Raw genomic sequence first — 25,854 nt, 5'->3', positions numbered from 1 at the left:
AGTCGTCTCACATGGGCTATGGTTGTCTCATGGCCGTCGATCGAGACCACGTACTGCGCAGCGCCGCAGCCCTGCTGACCCGCAAGTCCACCGCCACCATGGACGAGGTGGCCAAAGCGGCCGGGATCAGCCGGGCCACCCTGCACCGCCACTTCGCGGGCCGGGACGCGCTGGTGCGGGCCCTGGAATCGCTCGGCATCGCCGAGTGCGAGGCCGCCCTGGACGCGGCCCGCCTGGACGAGGGCCCCGCGAGCGACGCCGTACGGCGCCTGGTCCGCGAGATGGAGCCCGCGACCGGACTGCTGTCCTTCCTCTACAGCGAGAACCAGCTGTTCGAAGGGGACGGCCAGAACGAGGGCTGGGCCCGGCTCGACGCCCGGATCGCCGCGCTGTTCCGCCGCGGCCAGGACAGCGGCGAGTTCCGCATCGACCTCAGCCCCACCTGGCTCACCGAGGCGCTCTACGGCCTGATCGCGGCCGGGGCGTGGGCGGTGACGGACGGCAAGGTCGCCCGCAACGACTTCCCGTTCATGGTCGTCGAGCTGCTGCTCGGCGGCGCGATACGAAGAGAGGAATCATGACCAGCACCCTGCAGCCGGCGACGACGACCGAGGCGGTGAAGCGCCCGGGCCGCTGGCTCGCGCTGTCCGTGCTCGTGCTCGCCGTGCTGCTGGTGGCCGTCGACGCGACGGTCCTCGGTCTCGCCACCCCGTACATCAGCGAGGATCTGAACCCCACCGGCAACCAGCTGCTGTGGATCGGTGACGTCTACTCCTTCGTCATCGCCGGTCTGCTGGTCTCCATGGGCAGCCTCGGCGACCGCATCGGCCGCAAGCGCATCCTGCTGATCGGCGCCACCGCGTTCGGCGCGATATCCGTGCTCAACGCCTATGCGACGACCCCCGAGCTGATGATCGCGGCCCGTGCGCTCCTCGGTGTCGCCGGCGCCACGCTGATGCCGGCCACCCTCGCCCTGATCCGCAACCTCTTCCACGACCCGCGCGAGCGCAGCCTCGCCGTCGGCATCTGGGGCGCCACCGCCTCCGCCGGTACCGCCGTCGGCCCGATCGCGGGCGGCTTCCTGCTCGAGCACTTCTGGTGGGGCTCGGTCTTCCTGATCAACCTGCCGGTCATGGCGGTCCTCGTCCTCGTCGGCATCAAGATGCTGCCCGAGTCGCGCAACCCGGAGCCCGGTCCCTGGGACCTTTCCAGCGTGCTGCTGTCCCTGGTCGGCATGATCGCCGTGGTCTACGCCGTGAAGGAGGCCGCCTCGCACGGTCTGGCCTGGGAGCCGCTGGCCGTGGGCGCCCTGGGCGCGGCCGCGCTGTACGGCTTCGTCCGCCGCCAGCTGCGCCTCCCGGCCCCGCTGCTGGACATGCGGCTGTTCGCCCACCGCGGCTTCAGCGGCGCCGTCCTGGCCGACCTGCTGACCATCCTCGGCCTGTCCGGCCTGGTGTTCTTCCTGTCCCAGTACCTGCAGCTCGTCCAGGGCCGGGCGCCCCTGGAGGCGGGCCTCGCCGAACTGCCCGCCGCGATCGGCGCGGTGACGGCCGGACTGATCGCCGGCCGGGCCGCGCGCCGCTTCTCGGTCCGCGCGGTCGTCTCCGGCGGGCTGGCGGCCGTGGGCCTCGCCCTCGCCTCCCTCACCGTGCTGGGCCAGTCCACCGGCTACCCGATCCTGGGCGCCGCCCTGCTGGTCGTCGGTGTCGGCGCCGGCTTCTCCTTCACGGTGACCGCCGACGTCATCCTGTCCTCCGTACCGAAGGAACAGGCCGGCGCCGCCTCCGCGGTCTCGGAGACGGCGTACGAACTCGGCGCGGCCCTGGGCATCGCCCTGCTGGGCTCCATCGTCACCGGTGTCTACCGGGGCTTCCCGACCCCGCCGGGCACTCCGGCCGAGGCCCACGAGTCGCTGGGCAGCGCGGTGGAGTCGGCGGCAGCCCTGCCACCGCACACAGCAGAGGCCCTGCTTGACGCGGCCCGCCAGTCCTTCGTGGACGGCCTGACCACCGCGGCAGGCGTCGGAGCGGCGGTCCTGCTGACCGCGTCGGTGGCGGCCTGGTTCATGCTGAGGGGCCAGAAGCTGGAGAACGCGGGGTAAGGGGAGCCACCCAGGGGCGCGGGGAACTGAGCCGCGAACGAGCCGCCGGCCGCCGTGGACCGCAACCTCCTACGGCGGTCGGCGGAACCCTGCGCTGCCAGGCGGAGCCCTACGCGGCCTTGGCCTTCGTGGCGTACATGTCCACGTACTCCTGCCCCGACAGCTGCATGACCTCGGCCATCACCGAATCGGTGACCGCCCGCAGCACATACCGGTCCCGGTCCATCCCGTCGTAGCGGGAGAACTCCATCGCCTCACCGAACCGCACGGTCACCCGCGACGGACGCGGAATCCCCGCGCCCCCCGGCTGGATCTTGTCGGTGCCGATCATCGCGAACGGAACCACCGGCGCCCCGGTCATCAGCGTGAGCCGCGCGATACCGGTACGCCCCCGGTACAGCCGCCCGTCGGGCGACCGGGTGCCCTCGGGGTAGATCCCGAAGACCTTGCCCTCCTCCAGCACCCGGCGCCCGGTCATCAGCGCCGCGACCCCGCCCTTGCCGCCGTCCCGGTCGACCGGGATCATGCCGACCCCGGTGAAGAACCAGGCCATCAGCCGGCCCTTGAGCCCCTTGCCGGTGACGTACTCGTCCTTGCCGATGAAGAAGACCTGACGGTCGCAGACCAGCGGCAGGATCATCGAGTCGATGAAGGTGAGGTGGTTGCCGGCGAGGATGACCGGCCCCTCGGCCGGGATGTTCTCCACGCCCTCCACCCTGGGGCGGAACATCAGGCGCATGATCGGTCCGAGCACTGCCTTGATGAGGGCGAAGCGGGACAACGGGTCCTCCGGTGTCGAGGGAACGTCGCGCGGCGACGGCGAAACTGTATGAGTCTGTGCAGGTGAGGACGATACTCGCGGCCACGGGGGTTGCGCACATCGGGTTCACCGAGGTCTTACACAGAGTTGACCCGCGTTTACCTGCGGCATCGCCTCGACGGATACGGGTAACCCGTCCGACGGCACGTCATGTTCGTCCTCCTGTACGACATTCGGTGTCATCCATGTGTTCGAGCCGAGGTCTCCCTTCGGTCATGTCCACGCCCCTACGATCGGCCCGCACGCACGAGCCACGACGCCAAGGAGGCAGCCCATGGGAACGCAGGAGCCGAACGAGCCGCAGGGCACCGGACGGCGGGCGCTCCTCGGCGCCGCCGTGCTCGGCGCCGGGGTCCTGGGCCTGTCCGGCACGGCGAGGGCGGCCGGGTCTCCCGGACCGTCCGGGCACGCGGGCGGCCTCAGGAGCCTGCCGAAGCCGACGATCATCGGCCACCGGGGCGCCAGCGGCTACCGCCCCGAGCACACCCTGGCCGCCTATCAGCTCGCCCTCGACATGGGCGCCGACATCGTCGAGGCCGGCGACCTGGTGCCCACCAAGGACGGCCACCTGGTCTGCCGCCACGAGCCGGAGATCGGCGGCACGACGGACGTGGCGAGCCGCCCCGAGTTCGCGGACCGCAAGCGGACCAAGTCGCTCGACGGCGCCTCCGTCACCGGCTGGTTCACCGAGGACTTCACGCTCGCCGAGCTGAAGACCCTGCGCGCCACCGAGCGCATCCCGGCCAACCGCCCGCACAACACCCTCTACGACGGCCGCTGGGAGATCCCCACCTTCGAGGAGGTGCTGCGCTGGCAGGACGAGCAGACCCGCAGGCGCGGCAAGCAGGTGTGGATCTACCCCGAGCTCAAGCACCCCACCTACTTCCGGGGGCTGGGCCTCGGCCTGGAGGAGCGGGTCGCCAAGCTGCTGCACCGCCACGGCAAGGACCGCCGCACCTCGCCGGTGATCCTGCAGTCCTTCGAGCCGACCAGCATCCAGCGCCTGAACAAGCTCGTCGACAACAACCTCGTCGTCCTGCTCTCCGGCCCCACGACCCGGCCCTGGGACTTCGTCGAGACCGGCGACCCGCGCACCGTCGCCGACCTGGTCACGCCGGCCGGCCTGCGGGAGATCGCCTCCTACGCCCAGGGCATCGGCCCCACCCTGGACCTGATCATCCCGAAGGACGCGAGCGGCAGGCTCACCTCGCCGACCACGCTGGTCGCTGACGCCCACAAGGTCGGCCTCGTCCTGCACCCCTGGACGCTGCGCAACGAGAACCCGTTCCTCCCGGCCGACTTCCGCAAGGGCACCGAGGCCGACGCCTACGGCGATGTGTTCGGCGCCTACCGGGCCTACTTCGCCACCGGCATCGACGGTGTGTTCACCGACCACCCGGACACCGGTCTGCTCGCCCGCGAGGAGTTCCGCAACGCCTGACCCGCGGTGCGGCCCGTCAACCCGGCAGCCCCCGCGCCCTCCTGAAGGTGAACCACCGGCCGTCCGGGCAACTGCTCGCCCGGACGGCCGCGTCGTGCCGCATATGACACACGACATGCTCACCGCCCTGCGCCCGCTGCTCGCCGCGGAGGCGTCGGCCGAGGCCCACGCCACCGGGACCGAGCCGGGCGATCTGGAACAGGCGGTCTGGCTGCGCCTGCTGGAACGGCTCGACGCGGACGGCCCGCCGCACGACCCGGAGCGCTGGCTGCGCGCCGCGGTGCGGGCCGAGGCCCGCCGCAGCCGCCGTACCACCGCCTTCGAACGGCCGTACGGCATCGAGCCGGTGGACCACGCCGCCCGCGACCCCGAGCAACACGTCATCACCGCCGCCCGGCGCCGGGCCCTGCGGGACGCGGTGCGCCGCCTGCCCGGCCGGTGCCCCCGGCTGCTGACCGCCCTGCTCTCCCCGAGGGACCTCACCTACCGGGAGATCGCGGGCGAGTTGGGTATCTCACAGGGCAGCCTCGGACCGGAACGCTCCAGATGTCTGGGATGTCTGCGTCGTTTGCTCACACCGGAGGTTGCGGCGGGGGGAGCGCGGGGATAGGAGTGAGGGAGACAGGCAACAGGTGAGCGGGAGGCGTGCACACATGGGCATGAGCGTGACCATCTCCGAGGCGACCGACCAGGACGCCGAGCAGATCTTCAGGCTGCAGTACCTGTGCTTCCAGAGCGAGGCCGCGCTGTACGGCAACTACCGCATCGACCCGCTCGTGCAGAGCCTGGACTCCGTCCGCCAGGAGGTGGCCGGCGACTGCGTCCACGTCGCCCGGCTGGGCGAGGAGGTCGTCGGCTCGGTCCACGGCCGCGTCACCGAGGACGGCGCCGCCGCCATCGGCAAGCTCTGCGTCCACCCCCGCCTCCAGGGCCACGGCATCGGCGCGCGGCTGCTGCGCGCCGCGGAGACGGCCCTGGCCCAGCGGCACGGCGCCACGACCTTCCGCCTCAGCGCGGGCCACCGCAGCGAGGGCGGCCTGCGCCTGTACCGCCGCGTGGGCTACGTGGCCGTGGGGACGGAACAGGGCAAGGACGGCGTACCGATGGTCGTCCTGGAGAAGGAAGCGGCTTCCTACGCGGCTACGGCGTAGGCGCCTTGCGCGTCCGCGCCTTCCGCAGCCAGAACACGGCGGACAGCGGCAGCAGAACGGGGATGAACAGGTACCCCATGCCGTAGTCCGACCACACCGTCGCGTCCGGGAACGCTGACGGATCGGCCAGCGTCCACGTGCCGACCGTCAGCACCCCCGCCAGCTCCGCCGCGCAGCACACCAGCGCCGCCTTGCGGGCCGTCTCCCCGCCCCGCACCAGCGTGTACGTGATGAACCCGTAGACCAGCCCGGCGATCGCCGACAGCGTGTAGGCGAGCGGCGCCCGGTCGAACTCGGTCGCGATCTGGTATGCGGACCGCGACACCGCCCCGACCACCATCACGCCGTACAGCCACACAAGGAGCAGCCCCGGCCCGCTGATCAGCCGCGTCGGCTCCTCGTCCCGCACCGCCGCCATCTCAGCCTCCCCAGATGTCGTAGAGCCGCACCTCGAGCACGGCGAGGACCACACCGGCCGCGGCCACCGTGACGGACCCCCAGCGGCTGCGCTCGCCCAGCGACATCAGGCCCGCCGCCGGCACGCACGCGAACGCGCCCAGCAGATACGCCACGAAGATCGTCGTGCCCTGCGCCGGCTTCTCCCCGCGCGCCAGCTGCACGATCCCGATCACGAGCTGGATCAGCACCAGCAGCGTGACCACGGCCATACCGATGAAGTGCCAGTCCTTGGTCGGCTGATCACGGTAGGCCGCCCAGCCGCACCAGGCGGCGAGGAGCAGCGCGGCGACCGAGGTCACCAGCGTCAGGGCATCAAGCATGCAGTGACCTTATTACGGGCGTGTCGGGCGCCCGGCACGGGGTTCGCGGGCGCGGGGCCCCACCGGCACGAAGGGGTCTAGACCACTCGGCGTAGGGTCGGGACCATGACGATCCACGCGCGCGCCCTGCTCTTCGACAACGACGGCACCCTGGTCTCCAGCCTCGCCTCGGTGGACCGCTGCTGGGCGCGCTGGGCGGGGGAGTACGGCATCGCCGCCGAGGACCTCGCGAGAGTCGCGCTGCACGGCCGCACCGCCGCCGAGACAGCCGCCGACCTGCTGCCCGCCGAGGTCGTGCCGCAGGCGGTCGCCCGGATCGAGCAGCTGGAGGTGGACGACGTACCCGGTGGCGTCGCCCTGCTGCCCGGCACCCGCGCCTTCCTGGACGCCCTCCCCGCCGACCGCTGGGCCGTCGTCACCAGCGCCACCCGCCGCCTCGCCGAGGCCCGCCTGGACGCCGTCGGCATCCGGCCCAAGACGCTGATCACCGCCGACGAGGTCACCCGCGGCAAGCCCGACCCCGAGCCGTATCTGCTGGCCGCCCGGCAGCTCGGGGTCGACCCGGCGGACTGCGTCGTCTTCGAGGACGCCCCCGCCGGACTCGCCGCGGGCCGCGCCGCCGGGATGCGGACCGTGGCGTTGGCCACAACCCACCGCGCCGGACAGCTCGATGCCGACCTCGTGGTCGGGGACCTGTCGGCCTTGTCGGCACTGGTCACCGACGGGGGCGTGGAGATCTCCGTACGCGCCGTACGCGATTGAGAATCCCGCCGGTGCCGTCCACGGCTGTCCAGCATCCGGACAGCCGGGGCCGGTCAGGAGTGTCCGTCTGCTTTACTGATCGCATGACCACGACGAGCACCCGCATCCTTGCGACCGAGGCGACCATGACGCCCGGTGCTCGCTGTATGTGTCGAATGTGCGCCTTCTAGAGGGCCCCCGCACCAGCTGAGCCTCGCGCCCCGAAGCGAGTGCCGCTCGCCTCCCGCACCTTCGAAGTGCAGGGACGAGCACGCCCCCGCGCACAGTTTCTCCCCGGTTCCACCGCGCTCGCGAGAACCGTGCCGCGATCCGGCTGTTCCCGACCATGTATGCCACGTGCCCGGCGCGCATCCCTGCGCCGTGCACTCGACAGTGACGGAAACCCCAGTGATCACCACAACGGGCCTGACCAAGGTCTACCGTTCCCGAGGCCGTGAGGTCACCGCCCTCGACGGCGTCGATCTTCACGTCCGCGAAGGGGAGGTGTACGGCGTCATCGGCCAGTCCGGCGCCGGCAAGTCCTCCCTCATCCGCTGCGTCAACCTCCTGGAGCGCCCCACCTCCGGCACGGTCACCGTCGCCGGCCAGGACCTCACCGCCCTCGCCGGCCGCGGTCCGCGCGCGGGCAAGGAGCTGCGGCAGGCGCGCAGCCGCATCGGCATGGTGTTCCAGCACTTCAACCTGCTGTCCTCCAGGACCGTGCAGGACAACGTCGAGCTGCCCCTGGAGATCCTGGGCAGGACGGGCAAGGAGCGCTCCCGCAAGGCGCTCGAACTGCTCGACCTCGTCGGCCTCGCCGACAAGGCGGGGGCCTACCCGGCCCAGCTCTCCGGCGGCCAGAAGCAGCGCGTCGGCATCGCCCGCGCCCTGGCCGGCGACCCCAAGGTGCTGCTGTCCGACGAGGCCACCAGCGCGCTCGACCCCGAGACCACCCGCTCCATCCTCCAGCTGCTGCGCGACCTCAACCGGCAGCTGGGCCTGACCGTCCTGCTCATCACGCACGAGATGGACGTCGTCAAGCAGATCTGCGACTCCGCCGCCCTGATGGAGCGCGGCCGGATCGTGGAGTCCGGCACGGTCGGCGAACTGCTCGCCACCCCCGGCTCCCAGCTCGCCTCCGCGCTCTTCCCCGTCGGCGGCGACGCCACCGGCGAGGACCGCACGGTCCTGGACGTCACCTTCCACGGCGAGAGCGCGACCCAGCCGGTCATCTCCCAGCTGGCCCGCACCTACAACATCGACATCTCCATCCTCGGCGCGGCCATCGACACCGTCGGCGGCCTCCAGGTCGGCCGGATGCGCATCGAACTGCCCGGCCGCTACGAGGACAACGTGGTGCCCATCGGCTTCCTGCGCGAACAGGGCCTGCAGATCGACGTACTGGGCGAGACGCCCCTGCTGGTGAAGGACGGTGCCCAGTGACCTGGTCGGAGATGCAGCCCCTGCTGGAGCAGGCGTGTAGCGAGACGCTGGTCATGGTCGGCTGGTCCACCCTGATCGCGGTGCTCGGCGGACTGCCCCTCGGCATCCTGCTCGTCCTCACCGACAAGGGCGGACTGCTCCAGAACACCGTGGTGAACAAGGTGATCGGGCAGGTCGTGAACGTCGGCCGCTCGATGCCGTTCATCATCCTGATGGTGGCGCTGATGGACTTCACCCGCTGGATCACCGGCACCACCATCGGCAGCGAGGCCGCGATCGTGCCGCTGGCCATCGGCGGCATCCCGTTCTTCGCCCGGCTGGTCGAGACGGCCGTCCGCGAAGTGGACGGCGGGCTGGTCGAGGCCGTGCAGTCGATGGGCGGCAACACCTGGACCATCGTCCGCAAGGTGCTCGTGCCCGAGGCACTGCCGTCCCTGATCGCCTCCACCACGACCACGGTCATCGCCCTCATCGGCTACTCCGCCATGGCCGGCACCGTCGGCGGCGGCGGCCTCGGCGACCTCGCCGTCCGCTACGGCTACCAGCGCTTCGAGACCGGCCTGATGTGGGTCACCGTGGCGATCCTCGCCGTGGTCATCTCCCTCATCCAGTTCGCCGGCGACTACGCCGCCCGCTCCCTGCACCGCCGCGGCGCCCGCTCCGGCCCGGCCCCGAGGCTCCGCCTGCTCAAGGCGAAGGAGCCCGAGGTCGGCAAGGCCGCCTGAGCGCGCCCTGCGAGCGCGTCCGTCCCAGACTCCCCGTTCACCCAAGACGGGGTCGCACCACCCAAGGAAAGGCACTTTTCGTGCGTAACACCGCCAAGATCACCACCGCCGTCCTCGCCGCCGGAGCCCTCACCTTCGGGCTCACCGCCTGCGGCTCCGAGAAGGACTCCGCCGGCGCCGACACCGACGGCCCCCTGGTCGTCGCCGCGAGCCCGGTCCCCCACGCCGAGATCCTCACCTTCGTCAAGGACAACCTGGCGAAGAAGGCGGGCCTCGACCTGGAGGTCAAGGAGTTCACCGACTACGTCACCCCGAACACGGCCACGGAGGACGGCTCCGTCGGCGCCAACTACTTCCAGAACCAGCCGTACCTCGACGACTTCAACAAGAAGAACGGCACCCACATCGTGCCCGTCGTCACGGTCCACCTGGAGCCGCTCGGCCTGTACTCCGAGAAGGTCAAGAGCGCCGACGCCCTCAAGAGCGGTGCCACCATCGCCGTCCCCAACGACACCGTGAACGAGGCGCGCGCCCTGAAGCTGCTCGCCGACAACGGCCTGATCACCCTCAAGGACGGCGTGGGCAACGAGGCGACCCCCGCGGACATCGTCAAGAACCCCAAGAACCTCAAGTTCAAGGAGCTGGAGGCCGCAATGACCCCGCGCTCCCTCAAGGACGTGGACGCCGCGGTCGTCAACGGTAACTACGCCATCGAGTCCGACCTCAAGCCCGCCGAGGACGCCCTCGTCCTGGAGTCCGCCGAGAACAACCCGTACGGCAACTTCATCGCCGTCAAGGAGGGCAACGAGAACGACCCGCGCGTCAAGAAGCTCGCGAAGCTCCTGACCTCCCCCGAGGTCAAGAAGTTCATCGAGGACAAGTACGCCGGCTCGGTCATCGCCTCCTTCTGAAACCGCTGACGCCCTGTCAGCGGGCGCTCACCGCACCTGGTGTCCCCTCTGCGCGAACGCCTGCGCGAACCGAGGGGACCCCGGGTGCGGTTCAGTGCTTTCATGCTGCATGCTGGGCAGTTCAGCAGGACCTCAGCTTTCTCGACGGCTTTCCACGGCTACGGAGCGGCGCATGACGAGCACCTTCCCCAACATCTCCATCAGCACGGAGCGGTTGGTGCTGCGTCCCCTCGACGAGGACGACGTCCCGGCGCTCGCCGAGATGATGAACGACGAACAGGTCGCGGCCTGGACCGACGTCCCCCAGCCCTTCACCGAGGACGGCGCCCGCACCTGGATCACCGAGTACGCCCCCGCCGAACGGGAGGCCGGACGCGGACTCGACCTCGCCGTCACCGAGTTCCTCACCCAGCGCCTGGTCGGCATCGTCCAGCTCGGCAAGACCAACTGGCACGTCCGCTCCACCGAGCTGTCGTACATCATCGCCCCCTGGGCCCGCGGCGAGGGCTATGCCTCCGAGGCCGCGCTGGCCACCGCCCAGTGGCTCTTCGGCGACCAGAAGTTCGAGCGCATCGAGCTGCGCACCGCCGCCGACAACACCGCCTCCCAGCAGGTCGCCCAGAAGATCGGCTGCATCAGCGAGGGCGTGCTGCGCAACGCCTGCATAGCGCACGTCCGCGCCGACGACGGCACCTGGACCGACGTACGCACCGACTTCATCGTCTGGAGCCTGCTCCCGGAGGACCTGGAGGGCACCGCCGAGCAGCTCGCCGACACCGACGGATTCACGTCCTACGCCGACTGGAACTGACCGGCGGCGGCAGGCGCCCCCCACAGCCCGACCGGGTACGCTCACCAAGCCCGCCCCCGCGGGCCGACCCCACGACGACCTGCGACGACGACCCCTGGAGACTGACGACGATGGCCGACCGGGTCACGGTGATCGGCTGGGACGGTTCGCCGCTGACCGCGGCGGCACGCGCGGCACTGGGCGCCGCCACCCTGGTGGCCGGCGCGGGCCACCACCTGACCCTGCCCGAGGTGCCCCCCGGCGCCGAGCGCATCCGGCTCGGCAGCGTCGCCCTCGCCGCCCGCCGCATCGCCGCCCACCGCGGCACCGCCGTGGTCCTCGCCGACGGCGACCCCGGCTTCTTCGGCGTCGTACGCACCCTGCGCGCACCCGAGTTCGGCCTGGAGGTCGAGGTCGTCCCCGCGGTGTCCTCGGTCGCCTCCGCGTTCGCCCGCGCCGGCATGCCCTGGGACGACGCCCAGGTGGTCGTCGCACACCCGCGCACCCTGCGCCGCGCGGTGAACGTCTGCCGCGCCCACACCAAGGTCGCCGTCCTCACCTCACCCGGCGCCGGACCCGCCGAACTGGGCCTGCTCCTCCAGGGCGTCCACCGCACCTTCGTCATCTGCGAGGAACTGGGCACCGACCGCGAGCAGGTCACCGTCGTCACCTCCGACAAGGCGCCCGACCACACCTGGCGCGACCCCAACGTCGTCATCGTCATCGGCGGACCCGCGCGCTCCCCGGCCGCCGAGGAGGGCGGCTGGATCGCCGGACGCGACCCCGGCACCGGGCCCCGCGGCTGGACCCAGCCCGCCGGCGCCTACGACGGTGAGCTGGGCGAGGGCGAGGCGGACCTGCTGCGCGCCGCGCAACTGGCACGGCTGGGCCCGCGGACCGGTGACCTCGTCTGGGACATCGGATGCGGAGCGGGCGCGTTCGCCACCGAGGCCGCCCGCGCGGGCGCCGCGGTCCTCGCGGTCGACCGGTCCCTCGACGCCTGCGCGCGCACCGACGCCGCCGCGCGCCGCTTCGGGGTCCAGATGCAGATCGTGCACGGCACCGCCCCGCATGTGCTGGAGAACCTTCCCGAACCCGACGTCGTTCGGGTCGGCGGCGGGGGAGCGGCCGTCGTCTCCGCGGTCGCCGACCGCCGCCCGCGGCGCATCGTCACCCACGCCGCCACCCGCGACGCCGCCGAACTCCTCGGCCGAGATCTGACCGAACACGGGTACGACGTGGAGTGCGCGCTGCTCCAGTCCGTCGAACTGGACACCAGGGCCTGGACGGAGAAGGAGCGGAGCGTCGCGTTCCTGCTCAGCGGGGTTCTGCCGGACCGCCAGGACCGCTCCCCGTGATCCTGTTGTCGTACCGCGCGCGGTAGGCTGGCCGATCGTCGTACCGCACTCGGTCGCCCGGCGCTTCGTCGGTCAATGTCCGGAAAGCACACCCGTTTTGGGGTGAGTGTGGTACGGCAGAAGCCGGAGGACGCGCAACGTGGCGCAGTCCACAGCGGACCGTTGCGGATCAAGCTGTCGCGACGGCGGAATGACCGGGACAATGCCACCGTATGGCTTTGTCGCCTTTTCCGGGCGGGTCGTTCGTGCCGCTGGACACGCACGCTCGTTCTTCACTGCGGGGCGGTCGGTGCGCCGTTCCGGGTGAGCTGGTCGTAGAGGCACTAACCGATGGGCGAGGGGTACGCATGACCGACACCGGCCAGGTCCCGGGCGAGGGGCTGCCGGAGAACGCAGGCATGGTGGAACAGCCGGGCGTTCCCGACCACGGCGCGTACACCTACCTCGCCGAGTCTCCCGCCGAGGACGAGGACCTGCTGCTGCCGGGCGCGCAGAGCGCCTGGGGCAACGAGGTGGCCCCGCCCGTGCCCGAGCCGGTCGTCGAGGCCGTGCACGAGCCCGACCCGCACGAGACGGGCGGCCGCGACAGCGGCTCCGTCGACCTGACCGGCGTCCGCCTGCCGCACACCGGACCCGCCGCGCCGCGCCGCCCCCTGCACCTGGGCCCGCCGATCCCCGACACCTCCACGAGCCCCGTGCGCTCCCTGGCCGACCGCGGCCCCGCGGGCGCGCCGGTACGCCAGTCCGGGCCGCCCACCTCCGGTCCCGAGTACCTCGACGTCCCGCGGACCCGCGAAGTGCCGGCACAGGGCGTCCCGCAGAGCGCGGCGCCGTGGGGCGCCCCTGCGGCTCCTGCGGCTCCTGCCGCGGCGGCCCCTGGGGGTCAGGCGGTCTCGGCCCCGGCCCCGGCGGGCCAGGCGGCCGCGGCTCCGGCCCAGGTCGGTCACGCGGCCCCGGCTGCCGAAACGGTTGGCCCGGACGGTCGTCCGCAGGGCGAGCCGGTGGACGCCGCCCAGGCCGCGGTGGCCCGCCTCACCACGGAGGCGGTCGCCGCGACGGCCCCGGAGGCGGTCGCCCAGGTTGCGCCGGGTCCGGTCGCCGAGGTCGCGGAGGGCGTGGCCGCGGGCGGTGTCGCCGAGGGTGCGTCGGGTGCGGACGCCGCCGGTGCCGGCGAGGGGGTGCCCGCTGCCGACGTGAGCGAGGGGGCGGCCGGTGCCTCTCAGGCGCCCGGTGCGTCCGAGGGGGGCCAGGAGGTTCCCGCCGGTGCGCAGGTGGCCGATGCCGCCGCGCAGGGTGCCCCCGAGGGCGTGGCGGGTGCGGACGCCGTCGTCGAGGAGGCCGTTCCCGCCCAGGCGGAGGACGCCGTCGCGGGCGAGGCCGCCGGGGTGGAGAGCCCTGTCGCCGGGTCCGTCGAGGGCGGCATGGGTGCCGTCCAGGTCGCGGAGGAGCCTGTCGCGGTTCTGGGTGACGCCCCGGTGGGTACCGCGGAGGCGGCCCCGCAGGCCGGCGACACCGCCGCGTCCGGCGAGGAGTCCCCGGAGGCCGCCGGCGAGGCCGCTCAGCCGGGTGCGGAGGGGGCCGCGGAGGCTCAGGGCCAGGAGGCCCCGCAGCCCGCGGACGCTTCCGCCCAGGTCGCGCAGCCCGCGGACGCTTCCGCTCAGGTCACCCAGCCCGCGGACGGTGCTGTTCAGGTCGCCCCGGCGACCGAAGCGGCCGACGGCACCGCCACCGCCGTGGCGCCGACGGACGACCAGGCCCTGACCACGGAGCAGCCGGCCGCCCACGGCCAGGCCGCCGTGGAGGACCCGGCGACCGCGGACGGCCGGCCTGCCGTGGAGGGGCAGCCGACGCCGGACGCCCCGACGCCCACCACCGACCTCCATGGGACCGTGACCGACCAGCCCCTGCCCGACGCCGAGGCCCCCCAGCCGGAACAGCCCGCAGTCGACCCGCAGGCGGCCACGGAGGCGCAGGCTGCCTCCGCGGCACAGCCGGTCCTTGCGGCGCAGCCCGTCACGGCGACCGAGGCCGCCCCGGAGGCCCAGCCGGCGCCCGAGGCCCAGCCCGCGCCCGAGGCCCAGCCCGCCTCCGAGGCGCAGCCCGCCCCCGAGGCCCAGCCCGCCGCCGCCCCCCACCCCCCCGTCGAGGCTCAGCCGACCGCCGACGCCCAGCCGATTGCCGAACCGACGGCCGGAGCCACCCCCGTGACCACACCCCCCACCACCCCGCAGCCCGCGACCGAGCCGGTCCCCGCCGCTGTCACCACCGAGCACCAGGCCCCGAGCCCCGAGGCGCACCCGACCCCCGCCGCCCCGGCCGAGGCCGCTGCGCAGCCCGCCGTGCCCGTGGACGCCGACGGCACCCCCCTGCCCGTACCGCCGCAGGCCGCCGCCCACACCGTGGAACCCGCGGCCCAGATCCCGGACGGCACCGAGCCGACCGCGCCGATCGCCCCGACCGAGCCGGCCCCGGCGCACCCCGCCGAGGCCGCCCCGGCCGACGCCCTGCAGGCCCCTGCCCCGGCACCCGCCCCGGCACCCACCCCCGAGCACACCACCCCGGCGCCCGCCGCCCCCGTACCGGACGCGCTCGCCGCCCCCGCGGGCCCCCAGTCGATCCCCCAGCCGGAGCCGACCGCCATGGCCCAGCCCGCCCCCGGACAGCCGGCCGGCGAGCCCGCAGCGCACCCCGGCACCCCCGCGGAGTCCGGCGCACCCGCCGCCCACCCCGCCCCGGCGGCCGAGGTGACGCCTCCGACCGCCGTCGCGCAGGCGGCCCCCGTCGACGTACCGGCCCCCGCGCAGGCCCCGGCCCCGGCCGACGCGCACCCCGCGCCCGAGCCCCCGGCCGCCCCCGAACCCTCCGCCGAGGCCGCCCAGGCTCCGGCCGCCGCCATCCCTGCCGAAGCCGCCCGGACCACGGTCCCCGGCGAAGCCCCTTCGGCCTCCGCCCCCGGCACCCCCCTCCCCGGCGCCCTGCCGGCGGACGGGGCGCCCGAGCAGCCGCTCGGCGAGTTCGTGCCGGTCGAGGGCGGCACCGTGCCGACCGCCCCGCACCTCGCCCCCACCCCGCCGCACCCGATCGCCGTCCCCGCGCAGCGCGACGCGGACGGCGACGCCGCGGTCGCCCAGAACGCGGACGACCTGGAGACGCGGGGCGCCGAGCCGGAGGAGCGGGAGGCCGGGCAGGACACCGCCGCAGGGGCGGAGGCGCGCCGGTCCACCGGTCCGGCCGCGCCCGCCTACGACGAGGCCGAGCGCGCGGCCGTACTGAAGGTCATGCGGGAGCGCCGGGACATCCGCAACGGCTTCCGCAGCGACCCCATCCCGCACGAGGTGCTGCTCCGGGTGCTGGAGGCGGCCCACCACGCCCCGTCCGTCGGCCACTCCCAGCCCTGGGACTTCGTGGTCATCCGGTCCGCCGACACGCGCCGGGCGATGCACGAACTGGCGATGCGGCAGCGTGACGCGTACGCCAAGTCGCTGCCCAAGGGCCGGGCCAAGCAGTTCAAGGAACTGAAGATCGAGGCCATCCTCGACACCCCGGTGAACATCGTCGTCACCGCCGACCCGACCCGCGGCGGCCGCCACACCCTCGGCCGGCACACCCAGCCGCAGATGGCGCCGTACTCCGCCGCGCTCGCGGTGGAGAACCTGTGGCTCGCCGCCCGCGCGGAGGGCCTCGGCGTCGGCTGGGTCAGTTTCTTCGACGAGCGGGAGATGGTCCGCGCCCTCGGCCTGCCCGAGCACCTGGAGGTCATCGCCTACCTGTGCGTCGGGTACGTCGACGAGTTCCCGGACGAGCCCGAGCTGATGCAGGCCGGCTGGTCCAAGCGCCGCCCGCTGTCGTGGGTCGTGCACGAGGAGACGTACGGCCGTCGCGCGCTGCCCGGCGAGGAGCCGCACGACCTGCTCGCCGAGACCGTCGCCCAGATCCGCCCGCTGGACGCCAAGGCGCTCGGCGAGGCGTGGGAGCGGCAGAAGCGGATGACCAAGCCGGCCGGCGCGCTCGGCATGCTGGAGATCATCTCCGCGCAGCTGTCGGGCCTGTCCCGCAAGTGTCCGCCGCCGATCCCGGAGCCCGCGGCCGTCGCGATCTTCGCCGGCGACCACGGGGTGCACGCCCAGGGCGTCACCCCCTGGCCGCAGGAGGTCACCGCCCAGATGGTGGCCAACTTCCTCGGCGGGGGAGCGGTCTGCAACGCCTTCGCCAACCAGGTCGGCGCGGAGGTCTGTGTCATCGACGTCGGTGTGGCCGGTGACCTGCCCGCCACGCCGGGGCTGCTGCCCCGCAAGGTCAGGGCCGGTACGTCCGACATGACCACCGGTCCCGCGATGACCCGCGAGGAGGCCAAGCAGGCCATCGAGGTCGGCATCGAGACCGCCCGCGACCTGGTGGCGGCCGGCAACAAGGCGCTGCTCACCGGTGAGATGGGCATCGCCAACACCACCGCGTCCGCGGCCCTGATCTCCGTCTACACCGACACCGACCCGGCCGAGGTGACCGGCCGCGGCACCGGCATCAACGACGAGACGCTGGCCCGCAAGACCGAGGTCGTCCGCCGGGCCATCGAGCTGCACCGGCCCGACCCGGCCGACCCGGTCGGCGTCCTGGCCGCGATCGGCGGCTTCGAGCACGCGGCGCTGGTCGGCTTCATGCTGGGCGCCGCCTCCCTGCGGACGCCGGTCATCCTGGACGGCGTGAGCGCCGGGGCCGCCGCCCTGGTGGCCCGCGCGATCGCCCCCGAGGTCCTCGCGGCCTGCATCGCAGGTCACCGCAGCGCGGAGCCGGGCCATGTGGCCGCCCTCAACAAGCTGGGCCTGCGCCCGCTGGTCGACCTGGACCTGCGCCTCGGCGAGGGCACGGGCGCCCTCCTCGCCCTCCCGCTGGTCCAGAGCACGGCCCGCGCGATGCACGAGGTGGCGACGTTCGACTCGGCGGGCGTAACTGAGAAGTAGGCGTCCCGCAGCCGGGGCGGTCCATGGGCCGGGGCTTCGCCGCCCCGGTGTTCACCCAACGGACCGCCCCTGCCGCCTGCCCCGCCCACCCCATAAAATCCGCACGTCAGGGCCGCTCCGACGCCGTAGCGCCCACCGCACCGCCCGCACGAGGAGCCGTCCCTCATGGCCGAAAACCCCGCCTACCCGGTAGGTCTCCGCCTCACCGGCCGCAAGGTCGTCGTCCTCGGCGGCGGCCAGGTCGCCCAGCGCCGCCTGCCCGCACTGATCGCGGCGGGCGCGGCCGTCCACCTGGTGTCCCCGCAGGCGACCCCCTCGGTCGAGGCGATGGCGGACGCGGGCGAGATCACCTGGCACCGGCGCCGCTACGAGGAGGGCGACCTCGCCGACGCCTGGTACGCGCTGATCGCCACCAGCGACCCCGAGGCGAACGTCCGCGCCTCCGCCGAGGCCGAGCGGCACCGCGTGTGGTGCGTGCGCTCCGACGACGCCGAGGCGGCGACCGCCTGGACCCCGGCCACCGGCCACAGCGAGGGCGTCACGGTCGCGATCCTGACGACCGACACCAAGTCCCGCGACCCCCGCCACACCGCCGCCATCCGCGACGCGGTCGTCGAGGGCCTGCGCGACGGCACCCTGGTCGCCCCGCACCACCGCACCCGCACCCCCGGCGTCGCCCTGGTCGGCGGTGGCCCCGGCGACCCCGACCTGATCACCGTGCGCGGCCGCCGCCTCCTCGCCGAGGCCGACGTCGTCATCGCCGACCGCCTCGGCCCGCGCGACCTGCTCGCCGAACTCCCGCCGCACGTCGAGGTCATCGACGCGGCGAAGATCCCCTACGGCCGCTTCATGGCCCAGGAGGCCATCAACAACGCCCTGATCGAGCACGCCAAGCAGGGCAAGTCCGTCGTACGGCTGAAGGGCGGCGACCCCTATGTCTTCGGCCGCGGCATGGAGGAGCTGCACGCCCTCGCCGAGGCCGGCATCCCCTGCACGGTCGTCCCGGGCATCTCCAGCTCGATCTCCGTGCCGGGCGCGGCGGGCATCCCGGTCACGCACCGGGGCGTGGCCCACGAGTTCACGGTCGTCAGCGGCCATGTCGCCCCCGACGACGAGCGCTCCCTGGTCGACTGGCCGTCCCTGGCCAGGCTCACCGGCACCCTGGTGATCCTCATGGGCGTCGACAAGATCGGCAAGATCGCCGAGACCCTGGTCGCCCACGGCAAGTCCCCGGACACCCCGGTCGCCCTCGTCCAGGAGGGGACCACGGCCGCTCAGCGCCGGGTGGACGCCACCCTCGCGACCGTCGCCGAGACCGTCACGGCCGAGGACGTCAAGCCCCCGGCGGTCATCGTCATCGGCGAGGTCGTCAAGGTCGGCCCGGCGACCTCGGCGTAACCCGAGGTAACCCAACCCGTTGGCAGCGCTCGTACGACAAGGCAGTATCACCCTGTGGCCGATCTCATCACCGTTGACGACCCCGACGACCCCCGCCTGCGCGACTACACGGGCCTGACCGACGTCGAACTGCGGCGCAGACGCGAACCCGCCGAGGGACTGTTCATCGCCGAGGGCGAGAAGGTCATCCGCCGGGCCAAGGACGCCGGGTACGAGATGCGCTCGATGCTGCTGTCGGCGAAGTGGGTCGACGTCATGCGCGACGTCATCGACGAGCTCCCGGCCCCCGTGTACGCGGTGAGCCCGGAGCTCGCCGAGCGGGTCACCGGCTACCACGTGCACCGCGGCGCGCTCGCCTCCATGCAGCGCAAGCCGCTCCCGTCGGCGACCGAACTCCTGGGCACCGCGCGCCGCGTGGTGGTGATGGAGTCGGTCAACGACCACACCAACATCGGCGCGATCTTCCGCTCGGCGGCCGCCCTCGGCATGGACGCGGTGCTGCTCTCCCCGGACTGCGCCGACCCGCTGTACCGCCGCAGCGTGAAGGTCTCCATGGGCGCGGTCTTCTCCGTGCCGTACGCCCGTCTCGACACCTGGCCCAAGGACCTGGAGTCGGTGCGCGAGGCCGGGTTCACGCTCCTCGCGCTCACCCCCGACGAGAAGGCCAGGAGCCTCGACGAGGCCGCCCCGCACCGCATGGACCGAGTCGCCCTGATGCTCGGCGCCGAGGGCGACGGCCTGTCCACCCAGGCACTGGTCGCGGCCGACGAATGGGTGCGCATCCCCATGTCCCACGGCGTCGACTCGCTCAACGTCGGCGCGGCGGCCGCGGTCGCCTTCTACGCGGTGGCCACCGGCCGGCCGGGAGCGTAGGGCCTACTCGGGCTCGGTCATCTCGAACGTCGCCTCGAACCGCTGTGCCATGGGGGTGCCCGGGTCCAGCGGCGAGTACGACGGCCGCACCTGCTCCTGCCGCTCCCGCGGACCGCTGCCGCCGCCCTCGCCGATCCCGCGGGCCGAGCTCTGGCAGCCCTGCACCAGGGCGATGCACAGGGCCACGAGCAGCGTGACGACGACGAACACGAACAGCCGCTGCCGCAGCAGCCGCGGATTGGCGGGACGCAGCTTGGTGCCCGTGGTCCGGGGCGCCGGACGGCCTCCGCGCGGCGCCGGACGGCTGCCGCTGCCACCGCGGGTGGAGCTGCGGCCGGCGGGCGTGCTCCGGGGCGTGGGGGTGGGCCGTGCCTGACCGGGCCGAGGCGCGGTACCGCCCCGTGAGGCGCCCCCGCCCCGCGAGCCGGTCGCCCCGCGCGCCGGGGCGGCGGCACCCCTGGCGGGACGGGGGGCGGGCGTGCCCTGCGGTCGTGGGCGGCGCTGCGGGGCGCGCTGCTGCTCCGGATAGCTGTCCGCGAGCCTCCCGGTCGGCCGGTCCGCCGAGGCCGTGCGGGGGGCGGGCGGCCGTCCGTCGAGCGCGGCCTGCGCCTCGCGGGCCGCGATCTCCTTCAGCCGCAGCGACAGGTCGAGCGTGCTGGGCCGTTCCTCGGGGTCCTTCGCCAGACAGGCCCGCACCAGCGGGGCGAGCGCGTCGGGGACGCCGTGCAGCTGGGGCTCCTCGTGCACCACCCGGTACAGCATCACCTCCGAACTGCCCTGCCCGAAGGGGGAGTCACCGGTGCAGGCGTAGGCGAGCGTGGCGCCCAGCGAGAACACGTCGGTCGCCGGAGTGACCGCCGCCCCGCGCACCTGCTCCGGCGCGAGGAAGCCGGGGGAGCCGACGGCGGTGCCGACATGGGTGAGCGTGGAGGCGCCGGTGGCCCAGGCGATGCCGAAGTCGATGATCCGCGGTCCCTTGGGGGACAGCAGGATGTTGGACGGCTTCAGGTCCCGGTGCACCACACCCGCCTCGTGGACCGCGACCAGCCCCTCCGACAGGGCCGCCCCGACGGCGGCGACGTCCGCCGCGCTCAGCGCGCCCTCCTCGGCGACCTTGTCGTGCAGCGAGGGGCCGGGCACGTACTGCGTGGCGAACCACGGCCGCTCGGCCTCCAGATCGGCCGCCACCAGCCGGGCCGTGCACCCGCCCCTGATCCGCCGCGCCGCGGACACCTCGCGCGCGAACCGCGACCGGAACTCCTGGTCCTCCGCCAGATCGGGCCGGATCACCTTCAGGGCGACCCGCTGCCCCTTCTTGTCGGAGCCCAGGTACACCACACCCATACCGCCCGCGCCGAGCCGCCGGTGCAGCTTGAACGAGCCGACGACGCGCGGGTCCTCGCGCCTCAGGCGCATCATCGCCATGTTCATCCCCGCTGCCCGGTCCGTGTGACGTGGCACAGCTTACGTTTCCACGGCCGTGTCCGCGCAGAGGCCGCGCCCTCTCCGTCGGATCCGTTGCCGTTGCCCCGCAGGACACTTGAAGAACGGTCAGCTCGTCCACGCACCGCACGGCCGCGAACCGCCCATGATCCCAACGCCCGGTCACCCGAAGGGGATTGGAGCAGCGAAGGGCGCCCGCGCGGGAACGCCCGGGCGGACCGGGGACCCGTAGCGCAGCGCGGAGGTGCCGCCGGACGGGCCGGGCGGCGGGGCGGACCGGGCGGGACGACGAGGGGGGCCGGAAGTGATCGAACTCACCCTCGGCCGGGAGAACCCGGGACAGACCGGGCACCCCTTCCGGGAACACCCCGAGACCTGCGCCCACGTCTGCAACCAGAGGAGTACATCCCGGTGGGAAGCTCATCCTCCGGGAGGCCGGGCAATCGGTACGAGGGCATGACGCCCGCAGTCCGCCACGCGCCTAGATTTGAGGTCAAGCGGCGGGTGCAGCACTCGTCCCCCGAGGTCAGACGCCCGCCGCTGCCAACGACAACCGAGCACGGTCAGGAGAGGGACCATGGCCCACACGGCTCCGCGGACAGCGCTCCGCAGGCAGGGATCCAAGGCGTACGCCGCACCCCGCCGTACCGGGCGCCGCCATCCGCTGGTGGCCACGGCCATGGCCCTTCCCCTGGCGGTCCTGCTCCTCGTCGTCTTCGACGGCTGGGAGACAGTGACCACACAGGCGTCGTCCGTGGGTGTGATGCTGGGGCGCTGAGCGGCGACCCCAGGCCCGGAAGAGCGGTCCGGGCGGGGACATCCACCCATAACCCCGTGGGGACGGGGGTGCGGCGGACGGCAAAAATGCCGGCGCAGCTGGGGAGCTGCGCCGGCATTGCTCTTCCCGCACACCGTCCGGCTCCTCCCGCCCTCCGGCCGTACCGGAGGAGATCCGGCCGGGACGGACGACGGAGGCCACCCGCGCGCGCTCGCGTACCCTCACGCCATCAGCGACCTGGGGGAGACGTGACCGCACACCTGTTGTCCGAACTCGCCGCGCAGGCCCGTGGCGCCGCCCACGCGCGCGCGGAGAGCTGCGCCTGCCCGGCGAGCGTCACCCTCGCCGACCGCCCGGACGCCACCGTCGTACGCCATGCCGCGACGGTCGCCAAGGCCCACGCCCCCGGCACCACCCCCGCCGACCTCGCCCCGCGCCTCGCCACGGCCGCCGCCCTGCCCCGGCTGCTCCTGCCGCCGCTCACCCCGGCCCCGGTCCCGCTGCACGGGCGCCTGGTGACCTTCTGGCCCTACGGCACCCCCGTGGACCCCGACGACCCGGACGCCGCGCCCTGGGAGGCCGCGGCGGCTCTCCTCGCCGCGCTGCACCGCAGTCCGGCGCCCCCCGCCCTGCCGCCCATGCGCGGCCCGGCCAAGGCCGCCCGCGCCGTGACCAGGCTGCGCACCGGCGCCCCGGACCACCCGGCCGCCGCGCCCGTCCTGCGCGCCTGGGCCGACCTGCCCGCCTGGGCGCGGGCCGAGGGCCCGATGCCGGACCGGGCGACCCTGTGCCACGGCGACCTCCACCTGGGCCAGCTGGTGCGCCACCCGGCCCCCGACGGCCCCTGGCGCCTGATCGACGTCGACGACCTCGGCACCGGCGTCCCCGCCTGGGACCTGGCCCGCCCCGCCGCCTGGTACGCCTGCGGTCTGCTCCCGCCCGAGGAGTGGACCCGCTTCCTCACCGCCTACCGGGAGGCGGGCGGCCCGGCCGTGCCGCCGGACGGCGACCCCTGGCCCGCCCTGGACGTGCCCGCCCGCGCCCTGACCGTGCAGACCGCGGCCCTCGCGATCGCCAAGGCCGTCGCGGCGGGCCGTGACCTCGACGAGGTGGAGGAGACGCTGATCGACGCCTGCCGGCGCATGTGTTCCGTATCACCGCAGTTGACGACGGGTTTCGCGAAGCAGTGTGCAACCGGCCGTCACGGCACAGAGTCTGTGCTGGAGACAGTCGACGTCCTGGGACGTACGCAGCAGGACCGAACGGCGAGGAGTTGAGCCGACCATGCAGTGTCCGAAGTGCCATGCGCCGATGCACACCTACAACCGCAACGGCGTCCAGATCGAGCAGTGCTCCAACTGCCGGGGGATCTTCCTCGACTACGGAGAGCTTGAGGCGCTGACCCGCCTGGAGGCCCAGTGGGCGCAGCCCGCCCCGCCGGCTCCGCCCGCCGCCCCGCAGCCCTACCCCGCGCCGGCCCCCGCCTGGGGCGCCCCGCACGGCGGTCACCACGGCGGTCACCACCGGCACAAGAGCTTCGGCCGCATGCTCTTCTCCAGCTGAGCCGCACCGACCACGACGAAGCCCCCGGTCTCGCGACCAGGGGCTTCGGTGTGTGGACGATACTGGGATTGAACCAGTGACCTCTTCCGTGTCAGGGAAGCGCTCTCCCGCTGAGCTAATCGTCCTCGGGATCCTGACCAGCAGGTCAGGGGCGTTGCGTGCGCGATACTGGGATTGAACCAGTGACCTCTTCCGTGTCAGGGAAGCGCTCTCCCGCTGAGCTAATCGCGCGGGATGATCTTCGAGAAGATCATAGGGCCTTGAAGAAGGCCCAGTGGACGATACTGGGATTGAACCAGTGACCTCTTCCGTGTCAGGGAAGCGCTCTCCCGCTGAGCTAATCGTCCTTGGAGGTGGAGACGGGATTTGAACCCGTGTAGACGGCTTTGCAGGCCGTTGCCTCGCCTCTCGGCCACTCCACCAGGAGTGTAGGGGATCGGGAAACCCCCTCTTCCTTCGAGCGGACGACGAGGCTCGAACTCGCGACCTCAACCTTGGCAAGGTTGCGCTCTACCAACTGAGCTACGTCCGCTTGTCGTTTCGGTCCGCTTCCGCGTCCCGGCGACGTGTTGAACTTTAGCGGATTCCCGGGCCAGGACAAAAACGCGTTTGCGCAGCGTGCTGCGCTGCACCCGCCCGACCGCCCCCGAGGGGCCGCCGCGCAGGTCACACCGGGGCCACCCGGCAGGACACCCGCCCTAGACTCGACAGCGTGCTCGACCTCGCTCCCCTGGCCCGCTTCGGCGACCGCGTCGCCACCGGCCTCCTCGATGTCACCGCCGACCCCGAGGCACTGGACTCCACCGGCTTCTGGGCCGTCTGCGCCGACTACGAGGGCGGCCTGACCTGCGCCCGCTTCGCCGACGTACGCCGCGAACCCGTGCCCTCCCCGGTGCCGGGAGCCTGGCGCGGACCCGCCCCCGACGACTGGACGTCCTCGCTGGACCACGCCGCCTACACCGCGGGCGTACGCCGCATACGCGAGCACATCGCGGCCGGGGAGGTCTACCAGGCGAACCTCTGCCGCGTCCTGTCCGCGCCCGTCGCCCCCGGCGCCGACGTGGACGCCCTGACCGCGCTGCTGGCCCGCGGCAACCCGGCGCCGTACGCGGGAACGATCCGGCTGCCGGGGCACGGCGTCGAGATAGCCACCGCGTCCCCCGAGCTCTTCCTGCGCCGCGACGGACGGATCGTCGAATCCGGTCCGATCAAGGGCACCGGGCGGACGGAGGCGGACCTCCTGGAGAAGGACTACGCCGAGAACGTCATGATCGTGGACCTCGTCCGCAACGACATCGGGCGCGTGTGCGAGACGGGGAGTGTCACCGTCCCCGACCTGTGCGTCGTCGAGAAGCATCCGGGGCTCGTCCACCTCGTGTCGACGGTCCGCGGCGAGCTGCGGGAGGGCGCGGGCTGGCCCGAGCTGCTTCGGGCCGCGTTTCCGCCCGGCTCGGTCACCGGCGCGCCGAAGTCCAGCGCCCTGCGGATCCTGGAGGGCCTGGAGACCGCGCCCCGCGGCCCCTACTGCGGCGGCATCGGCTGGGTGGACGCCGACCGCGGCACGGGGGAGCTCGCCGTCGGCATCCGTACCTTCTGGATCGACCGGGAGGCGGGCGCCCTGCGCTTCGGCACCGGCGCCGGGATCACCTGGGGGTCGGACCCCGAGGGGGAGTGGCGGGAGACCGAACTCAAGGCGTCCCGGCTGCTCGGGGTAGCGTCGGGGACGTACGAGGTCGCTGGAGAGGGGCTGCAGCAGTGAAGATCTGGCTCGACGGGGAGCTGCGGGACATCGAGTCCGCACGGGTGTCCGTCTTCGACCACGGGCTGACCGTCGGCGACGGCGTCTTCGAGACCGTGAAGGCGGTGGACGGCCGGCCCTTCGCGCTCACCCGCCATCTGCGCCGGCTGACCCGCTCCGCCCGCGGCCTCGGCCTGCCCGACCCCGACCTCGATGAGGTGCGCCGCGCCTGCGCCGCGGTCATCGAGGCCAATCCGATGCCGCTCGGCCGGCTGCGGATCACCTACACCGGCGGCCACGGGCCCCTCGGCTCCGACCGCGGGGAGCACGGTCCGACGCTCGTCGTGGCCCTCGGCGAGACCACGCGGCGGCCCGACGCCACCGCCGTGATCACCGTCCCCTGGACCCGCAACGAGCGCGGTGCGCTCACCGGTCTGAAGACCACCTCCTACGCCGAGAACGTCGTCGCCCTCGCCCGGGCGCACGAGCAGGGCGCCTCCGAGGCGCTGTTCGCCAACACCGTGGGGCAGCTCTGCGAGGGCACCGGGTCCAACGTCTTCGTCGTCCTCGACGGCGAGATCCACACGCCGCCGGTCGCCTCCGGCTGTCTCGCCGGGATCACCCGCGAGCTGGTGGTGGAGTGGACCGGGGCCCAGGAGACCGACCTGCCCCTCGATGTGCTGGAGCGGGCCGAGGAGGTCTTCCTGACCTCGACCCTGCGGGACGTCCAGGCCGTGCGGCGGGTCGACGGGCGGGAACTGGCGGGGGCGCCCGGGCCGGTGACCGCGAAGGCGATGCGGGTCTTCGACGAGCGGGCGGGGGACGACCTCGACCCGTGAGGCG

23 protein-coding genes and 5 tRNA genes are annotated in these 25,854 nt (G+C 73.4%); 19 read left to right on the top strand and 9 right to left on the bottom strand.

All coding sequences use genetic code 11. From position 1 onward, the window contains the following. The first annotated feature begins 29 nt into the window (after positions 1 to 29). Both ACSU6M_RS06250 and ACSU6M_RS06245 read left to right on the top strand, forming a co-directional pair. On the top strand, positions 30 to 581 hold the full coding sequence (locus ACSU6M_RS06250; protein ID WP_437067748.1) for a TetR/AcrR family transcriptional regulator: 552 nt from the start codon (positions 30 to 32) through the stop codon (positions 579 to 581). Beyond that, the gene (locus ACSU6M_RS06245) at positions 578 to 2,101 is read left to right on the top strand and encodes an MFS transporter (RefSeq protein ID WP_437067747.1); all 1,524 of its coding nucleotides are present in this window, start codon (positions 578 to 580) and stop codon (positions 2,099 to 2,101) included. Before ACSU6M_RS06250 ends, ACSU6M_RS06245 begins: the two co-directional genes overlap by 4 nt. 109 nt (positions 2,102 to 2,210) lie before the next feature. Here ACSU6M_RS06245 and ACSU6M_RS06240 read toward each other — a convergent pair whose 3' ends face one another. Further along, positions 2,211 to 2,882 (bottom strand): lysophospholipid acyltransferase family protein, encoded by a 672-nt coding sequence (locus tag ACSU6M_RS06240; RefSeq protein ID WP_437067746.1) that lies wholly within the window; start codon positions 2,880 to 2,882, stop codon positions 2,211 to 2,213. A gap of 313 nt (positions 2,883 to 3,195) precedes the next feature. Between ACSU6M_RS06240 and ACSU6M_RS06235 the strand changes: the two genes are divergently transcribed. From ACSU6M_RS06235 to ACSU6M_RS06225, 3 genes are all read left to right on the top strand, one after another. Then, entirely contained in the window at positions 3,196 to 4,362 is a 1,167-nt protein-coding gene (locus ACSU6M_RS06235; RefSeq protein WP_437067744.1) for a glycerophosphodiester phosphodiesterase, read from the top strand. Between the two features lie 103 nt (positions 4,363 to 4,465). Next, positions 4,466 to 4,972 (top strand): sigma-70 family RNA polymerase sigma factor, encoded by a 507-nt coding sequence (locus tag ACSU6M_RS06230; RefSeq protein ID WP_437067743.1) that lies wholly within the window; start codon positions 4,466 to 4,468, stop codon positions 4,970 to 4,972. Between the two features lie 43 nt (positions 4,973 to 5,015). Continuing rightward, positions 5,016 to 5,513, top strand: a complete 498-nt coding sequence (locus tag ACSU6M_RS06225) for a GNAT family N-acetyltransferase (RefSeq protein ID WP_437067742.1) — start codon at positions 5,016 to 5,018, stop codon at positions 5,511 to 5,513. Here the strand turns inward: ACSU6M_RS06225 and ACSU6M_RS06220 are convergent. Together ACSU6M_RS06220 and ACSU6M_RS06215 are read right to left on the bottom strand one after the other, a co-directional pair. Beyond that, complete coding sequence (locus ACSU6M_RS06220; protein ID WP_437067741.1) at positions 5,503 to 5,931, bottom strand: hypothetical protein; 429 nt, start codon at positions 5,929 to 5,931, stop codon at positions 5,503 to 5,505. The genes ACSU6M_RS06225 and ACSU6M_RS06220 overlap by 11 nt on opposite strands. A gap of 1 nt (position 5,932) precedes the next feature. Further along, the gene (locus tag ACSU6M_RS06215; protein WP_437067740.1) at positions 5,933 to 6,292 is read right to left on the bottom strand and encodes a hypothetical protein; all 360 of its coding nucleotides are present in this window, start codon (positions 6,290 to 6,292) and stop codon (positions 5,933 to 5,935) included. A 105-nt stretch (positions 6,293 to 6,397) separates the two neighbouring features. Between ACSU6M_RS06215 and ACSU6M_RS06210 the strand changes: the two genes are divergently transcribed. The 9 genes from ACSU6M_RS06210 to ACSU6M_RS06170 all read left to right on the top strand — a co-directional run bounded on the left by ACSU6M_RS06210 (position 6,398) and on the right by ACSU6M_RS06170 (position 19,489). Continuing rightward, positions 6,398 to 7,054 carry an HAD-IA family hydrolase gene (locus ACSU6M_RS06210; protein ID WP_437067739.1) on the top strand — a complete coding sequence of 219 codons (657 nt, stop codon included), beginning with the start codon at positions 6,398 to 6,400 and terminating at the stop codon, positions 7,052 to 7,054. A gap of 387 nt (positions 7,055 to 7,441) precedes the next feature. Then, positions 7,442 to 8,476 carry a methionine ABC transporter ATP-binding protein gene (locus ACSU6M_RS06205; RefSeq protein ID WP_437067737.1) on the top strand — a complete coding sequence of 345 codons (1,035 nt, stop codon included), beginning with the start codon at positions 7,442 to 7,444 and terminating at the stop codon, positions 8,474 to 8,476. Beyond that, positions 8,473 to 9,201: a methionine ABC transporter permease gene (locus tag ACSU6M_RS06200; protein WP_437067736.1), complete on the top strand. Its 729-nt coding sequence runs from the start codon at positions 8,473 to 8,475 to the stop codon at positions 9,199 to 9,201. Before ACSU6M_RS06205 ends, ACSU6M_RS06200 begins: the two co-directional genes overlap by 4 nt. Positions 9,202 to 9,281: 80 nt before the next feature. After that, a complete protein-coding gene (locus tag ACSU6M_RS06195; protein ID WP_437067734.1) occupies positions 9,282 to 10,112 on the top strand; it encodes a MetQ/NlpA family ABC transporter substrate-binding protein in 831 nt (276 codons plus the stop codon). A gap of 172 nt (positions 10,113 to 10,284) precedes the next feature. Beyond that, positions 10,285 to 10,923, top strand: a complete 639-nt coding sequence (locus ACSU6M_RS06190) for a GNAT family N-acetyltransferase (protein WP_437067733.1) — start codon at positions 10,285 to 10,287, stop codon at positions 10,921 to 10,923. Between the two features lie 110 nt (positions 10,924 to 11,033). Further along, positions 11,034 to 12,260, top strand: coding sequence for a precorrin-6y C5,15-methyltransferase (decarboxylating) subunit CbiE (gene cbiE, locus ACSU6M_RS06185; protein ID WP_437067731.1), 1,227 nt, complete (start codon positions 11,034 to 11,036; stop codon positions 12,258 to 12,260). 347 nt (positions 12,261 to 12,607) lie between these two features. Then, on the top strand, positions 12,608 to 17,218 hold the full coding sequence (gene cobT, locus ACSU6M_RS06180) for a nicotinate-nucleotide--dimethylbenzimidazole phosphoribosyltransferase (RefSeq protein ID WP_437067730.1): 4,611 nt from the start codon (positions 12,608 to 12,610) through the stop codon (positions 17,216 to 17,218). Between the two features lie 165 nt (positions 17,219 to 17,383). Beyond that, complete coding sequence (gene cobA, locus ACSU6M_RS06175) at positions 17,384 to 18,616, top strand: uroporphyrinogen-III C-methyltransferase (protein WP_437067729.1); 1,233 nt, start codon at positions 17,384 to 17,386, stop codon at positions 18,614 to 18,616. Between the two features lie 54 nt (positions 18,617 to 18,670). Further along, entirely contained in the window at positions 18,671 to 19,489 is an 819-nt protein-coding gene (locus ACSU6M_RS06170; RefSeq protein WP_437067727.1) for a TrmH family RNA methyltransferase, read from the top strand. A gap of 3 nt (positions 19,490 to 19,492) precedes the next feature. Here the strand turns inward: ACSU6M_RS06170 and ACSU6M_RS06165 are convergent, their stop codons facing one another. After that, positions 19,493 to 20,920 (bottom strand): protein kinase domain-containing protein, encoded by a 1,428-nt coding sequence (locus tag ACSU6M_RS06165; protein ID WP_437075020.1) that lies wholly within the window; start codon positions 20,918 to 20,920, stop codon positions 19,493 to 19,495. A gap of 589 nt (positions 20,921 to 21,509) precedes the next feature. On the opposite strand from ACSU6M_RS06165, the gene ACSU6M_RS06160 reads away from it, so the two are divergent. The 3 genes from ACSU6M_RS06160 (at position 21,510) to ACSU6M_RS06150 (ending at position 23,273) form a co-directional block, all read left to right on the top strand. Continuing rightward, entirely contained in the window at positions 21,510 to 21,710 is a 201-nt protein-coding gene (locus ACSU6M_RS06160) for a hypothetical protein (RefSeq protein ID WP_437067726.1), read from the top strand. A gap of 248 nt (positions 21,711 to 21,958) precedes the next feature. Then, positions 21,959 to 22,987, top strand: coding sequence for a phosphotransferase family protein (locus ACSU6M_RS06155; RefSeq protein WP_437067725.1), 1,029 nt, complete (start codon positions 21,959 to 21,961; stop codon positions 22,985 to 22,987). Between the two features lie 7 nt (positions 22,988 to 22,994). Continuing rightward, positions 22,995 to 23,273 carry a zf-TFIIB domain-containing protein gene (locus ACSU6M_RS06150; protein WP_437067723.1) on the top strand — a complete coding sequence of 93 codons (279 nt, stop codon included), beginning with the start codon at positions 22,995 to 22,997 and terminating at the stop codon, positions 23,271 to 23,273. A gap of 53 nt (positions 23,274 to 23,326) precedes the next feature. On the opposite strand, the gene ACSU6M_RS06145 is transcribed toward ACSU6M_RS06150, so the two are convergent. The 5 genes from ACSU6M_RS06145 to ACSU6M_RS06125 all read right to left on the bottom strand — a co-directional run bounded on the left by ACSU6M_RS06145 (position 23,327) and on the right by ACSU6M_RS06125 (position 23,805). Beyond that, positions 23,327 to 23,398: transfer RNA gene (locus ACSU6M_RS06145), tRNA-Val, on the bottom strand. Positions 23,399 to 23,432: 34 nt separating this feature from the next. After that, positions 23,433 to 23,504 (bottom strand) — tRNA-Val (locus ACSU6M_RS06140). 44 nt (positions 23,505 to 23,548) lie between these two features. Then, positions 23,549 to 23,620, bottom strand: a tRNA-Val gene (locus tag ACSU6M_RS06135). A gap of 1 nt (position 23,621) precedes the next feature. Further along, positions 23,622 to 23,695 (bottom strand) — tRNA-Cys (locus ACSU6M_RS06130). 37 nt (positions 23,696 to 23,732) lie between these two features. After that, positions 23,733 to 23,805, bottom strand: a tRNA-Gly gene (locus ACSU6M_RS06125). 180 nt (positions 23,806 to 23,985) lie between these two features. Here ACSU6M_RS06125 and ACSU6M_RS06120 point away from each other — a divergent pair. Further along, positions 23,986 to 25,032, top strand: a complete 1,047-nt coding sequence (locus ACSU6M_RS06120) for a chorismate-binding protein (protein ID WP_437067722.1) — start codon at positions 23,986 to 23,988, stop codon at positions 25,030 to 25,032. Next, a complete protein-coding gene (locus tag ACSU6M_RS06115) occupies positions 25,029 to 25,850 on the top strand; it encodes an aminotransferase class IV (RefSeq protein ID WP_437067720.1) in 822 nt (273 codons plus the stop codon). Before ACSU6M_RS06120 ends, ACSU6M_RS06115 begins: the two co-directional genes overlap by 4 nt. Positions 25,851 to 25,854 lie beyond the last annotated feature (4 nt).

It is taken from the genome of Streptomyces sp. enrichment culture (assembly GCF_964272895.1).
Lineage (GTDB): Bacteria > Actinomycetota > Actinomycetes > Streptomycetales > Streptomycetaceae > Streptomyces.
Note: the sequence above shows the minus strand (reverse complement) of the source record. Positions and strands in the feature narration are given on the sequence as shown.

Bases quoted from the DNA above. Each gene is read 5' to 3' on its own strand.
- ACSU6M_RS06250 (WP_437067748.1), top strand. From the start codon at position 30: ATGGCCGTCGATCGAGACCACGTACTGCGCAGCGCCGCAGCCCTGCTG.
- ACSU6M_RS06245 (WP_437067747.1), top strand. From the start codon at position 578: ATGACCAGCACCCTGCAGCCGGCGACGACGACCGAGGCGGTGAAGCGC.
- ACSU6M_RS06235 (WP_437067744.1), top strand. From the start codon at position 3,196: ATGGGAACGCAGGAGCCGAACGAGCCGCAGGGCACCGGACGGCGGGCG.
- ACSU6M_RS06230 (WP_437067743.1), top strand. From the start codon at position 4,466: ATGACACACGACATGCTCACCGCCCTGCGCCCGCTGCTCGCCGCGGAG.
- ACSU6M_RS06225 (WP_437067742.1), top strand. From the start codon at position 5,016: ATGGGCATGAGCGTGACCATCTCCGAGGCGACCGACCAGGACGCCGAG.
- ACSU6M_RS06220 (WP_437067741.1), bottom strand. From the start codon at position 5,931: ATGGCGGCGGTGCGGGACGAGGAGCCGACGCGGCTGATCAGCGGGCCG.
- ACSU6M_RS06215 (WP_437067740.1), bottom strand. From the start codon at position 6,292: ATGCTTGATGCCCTGACGCTGGTGACCTCGGTCGCCGCGCTGCTCCTC.
- ACSU6M_RS06210 (WP_437067739.1), top strand. From the start codon at position 6,398: ATGACGATCCACGCGCGCGCCCTGCTCTTCGACAACGACGGCACCCTG.
- ACSU6M_RS06190 (WP_437067733.1), top strand. From the start codon at position 10,285: ATGACGAGCACCTTCCCCAACATCTCCATCAGCACGGAGCGGTTGGTG.
- cbiE (WP_437067731.1), top strand. From the start codon at position 11,034: ATGGCCGACCGGGTCACGGTGATCGGCTGGGACGGTTCGCCGCTGACC.
- cobT (WP_437067730.1), top strand. From the start codon at position 12,608: ATGACCGACACCGGCCAGGTCCCGGGCGAGGGGCTGCCGGAGAACGCA.
- cobA (WP_437067729.1), top strand. From the start codon at position 17,384: ATGGCCGAAAACCCCGCCTACCCGGTAGGTCTCCGCCTCACCGGCCGC.
- ACSU6M_RS06165 (WP_437075020.1), bottom strand. From the start codon at position 20,920: ATGAACATGGCGATGATGCGCCTGAGGCGCGAGGACCCGCGCGTCGTC.
- ACSU6M_RS06160 (WP_437067726.1), top strand. From the start codon at position 21,510: ATGGCCCACACGGCTCCGCGGACAGCGCTCCGCAGGCAGGGATCCAAG.
- ACSU6M_RS06150 (WP_437067723.1), top strand. From the start codon at position 22,995: ATGCAGTGTCCGAAGTGCCATGCGCCGATGCACACCTACAACCGCAAC.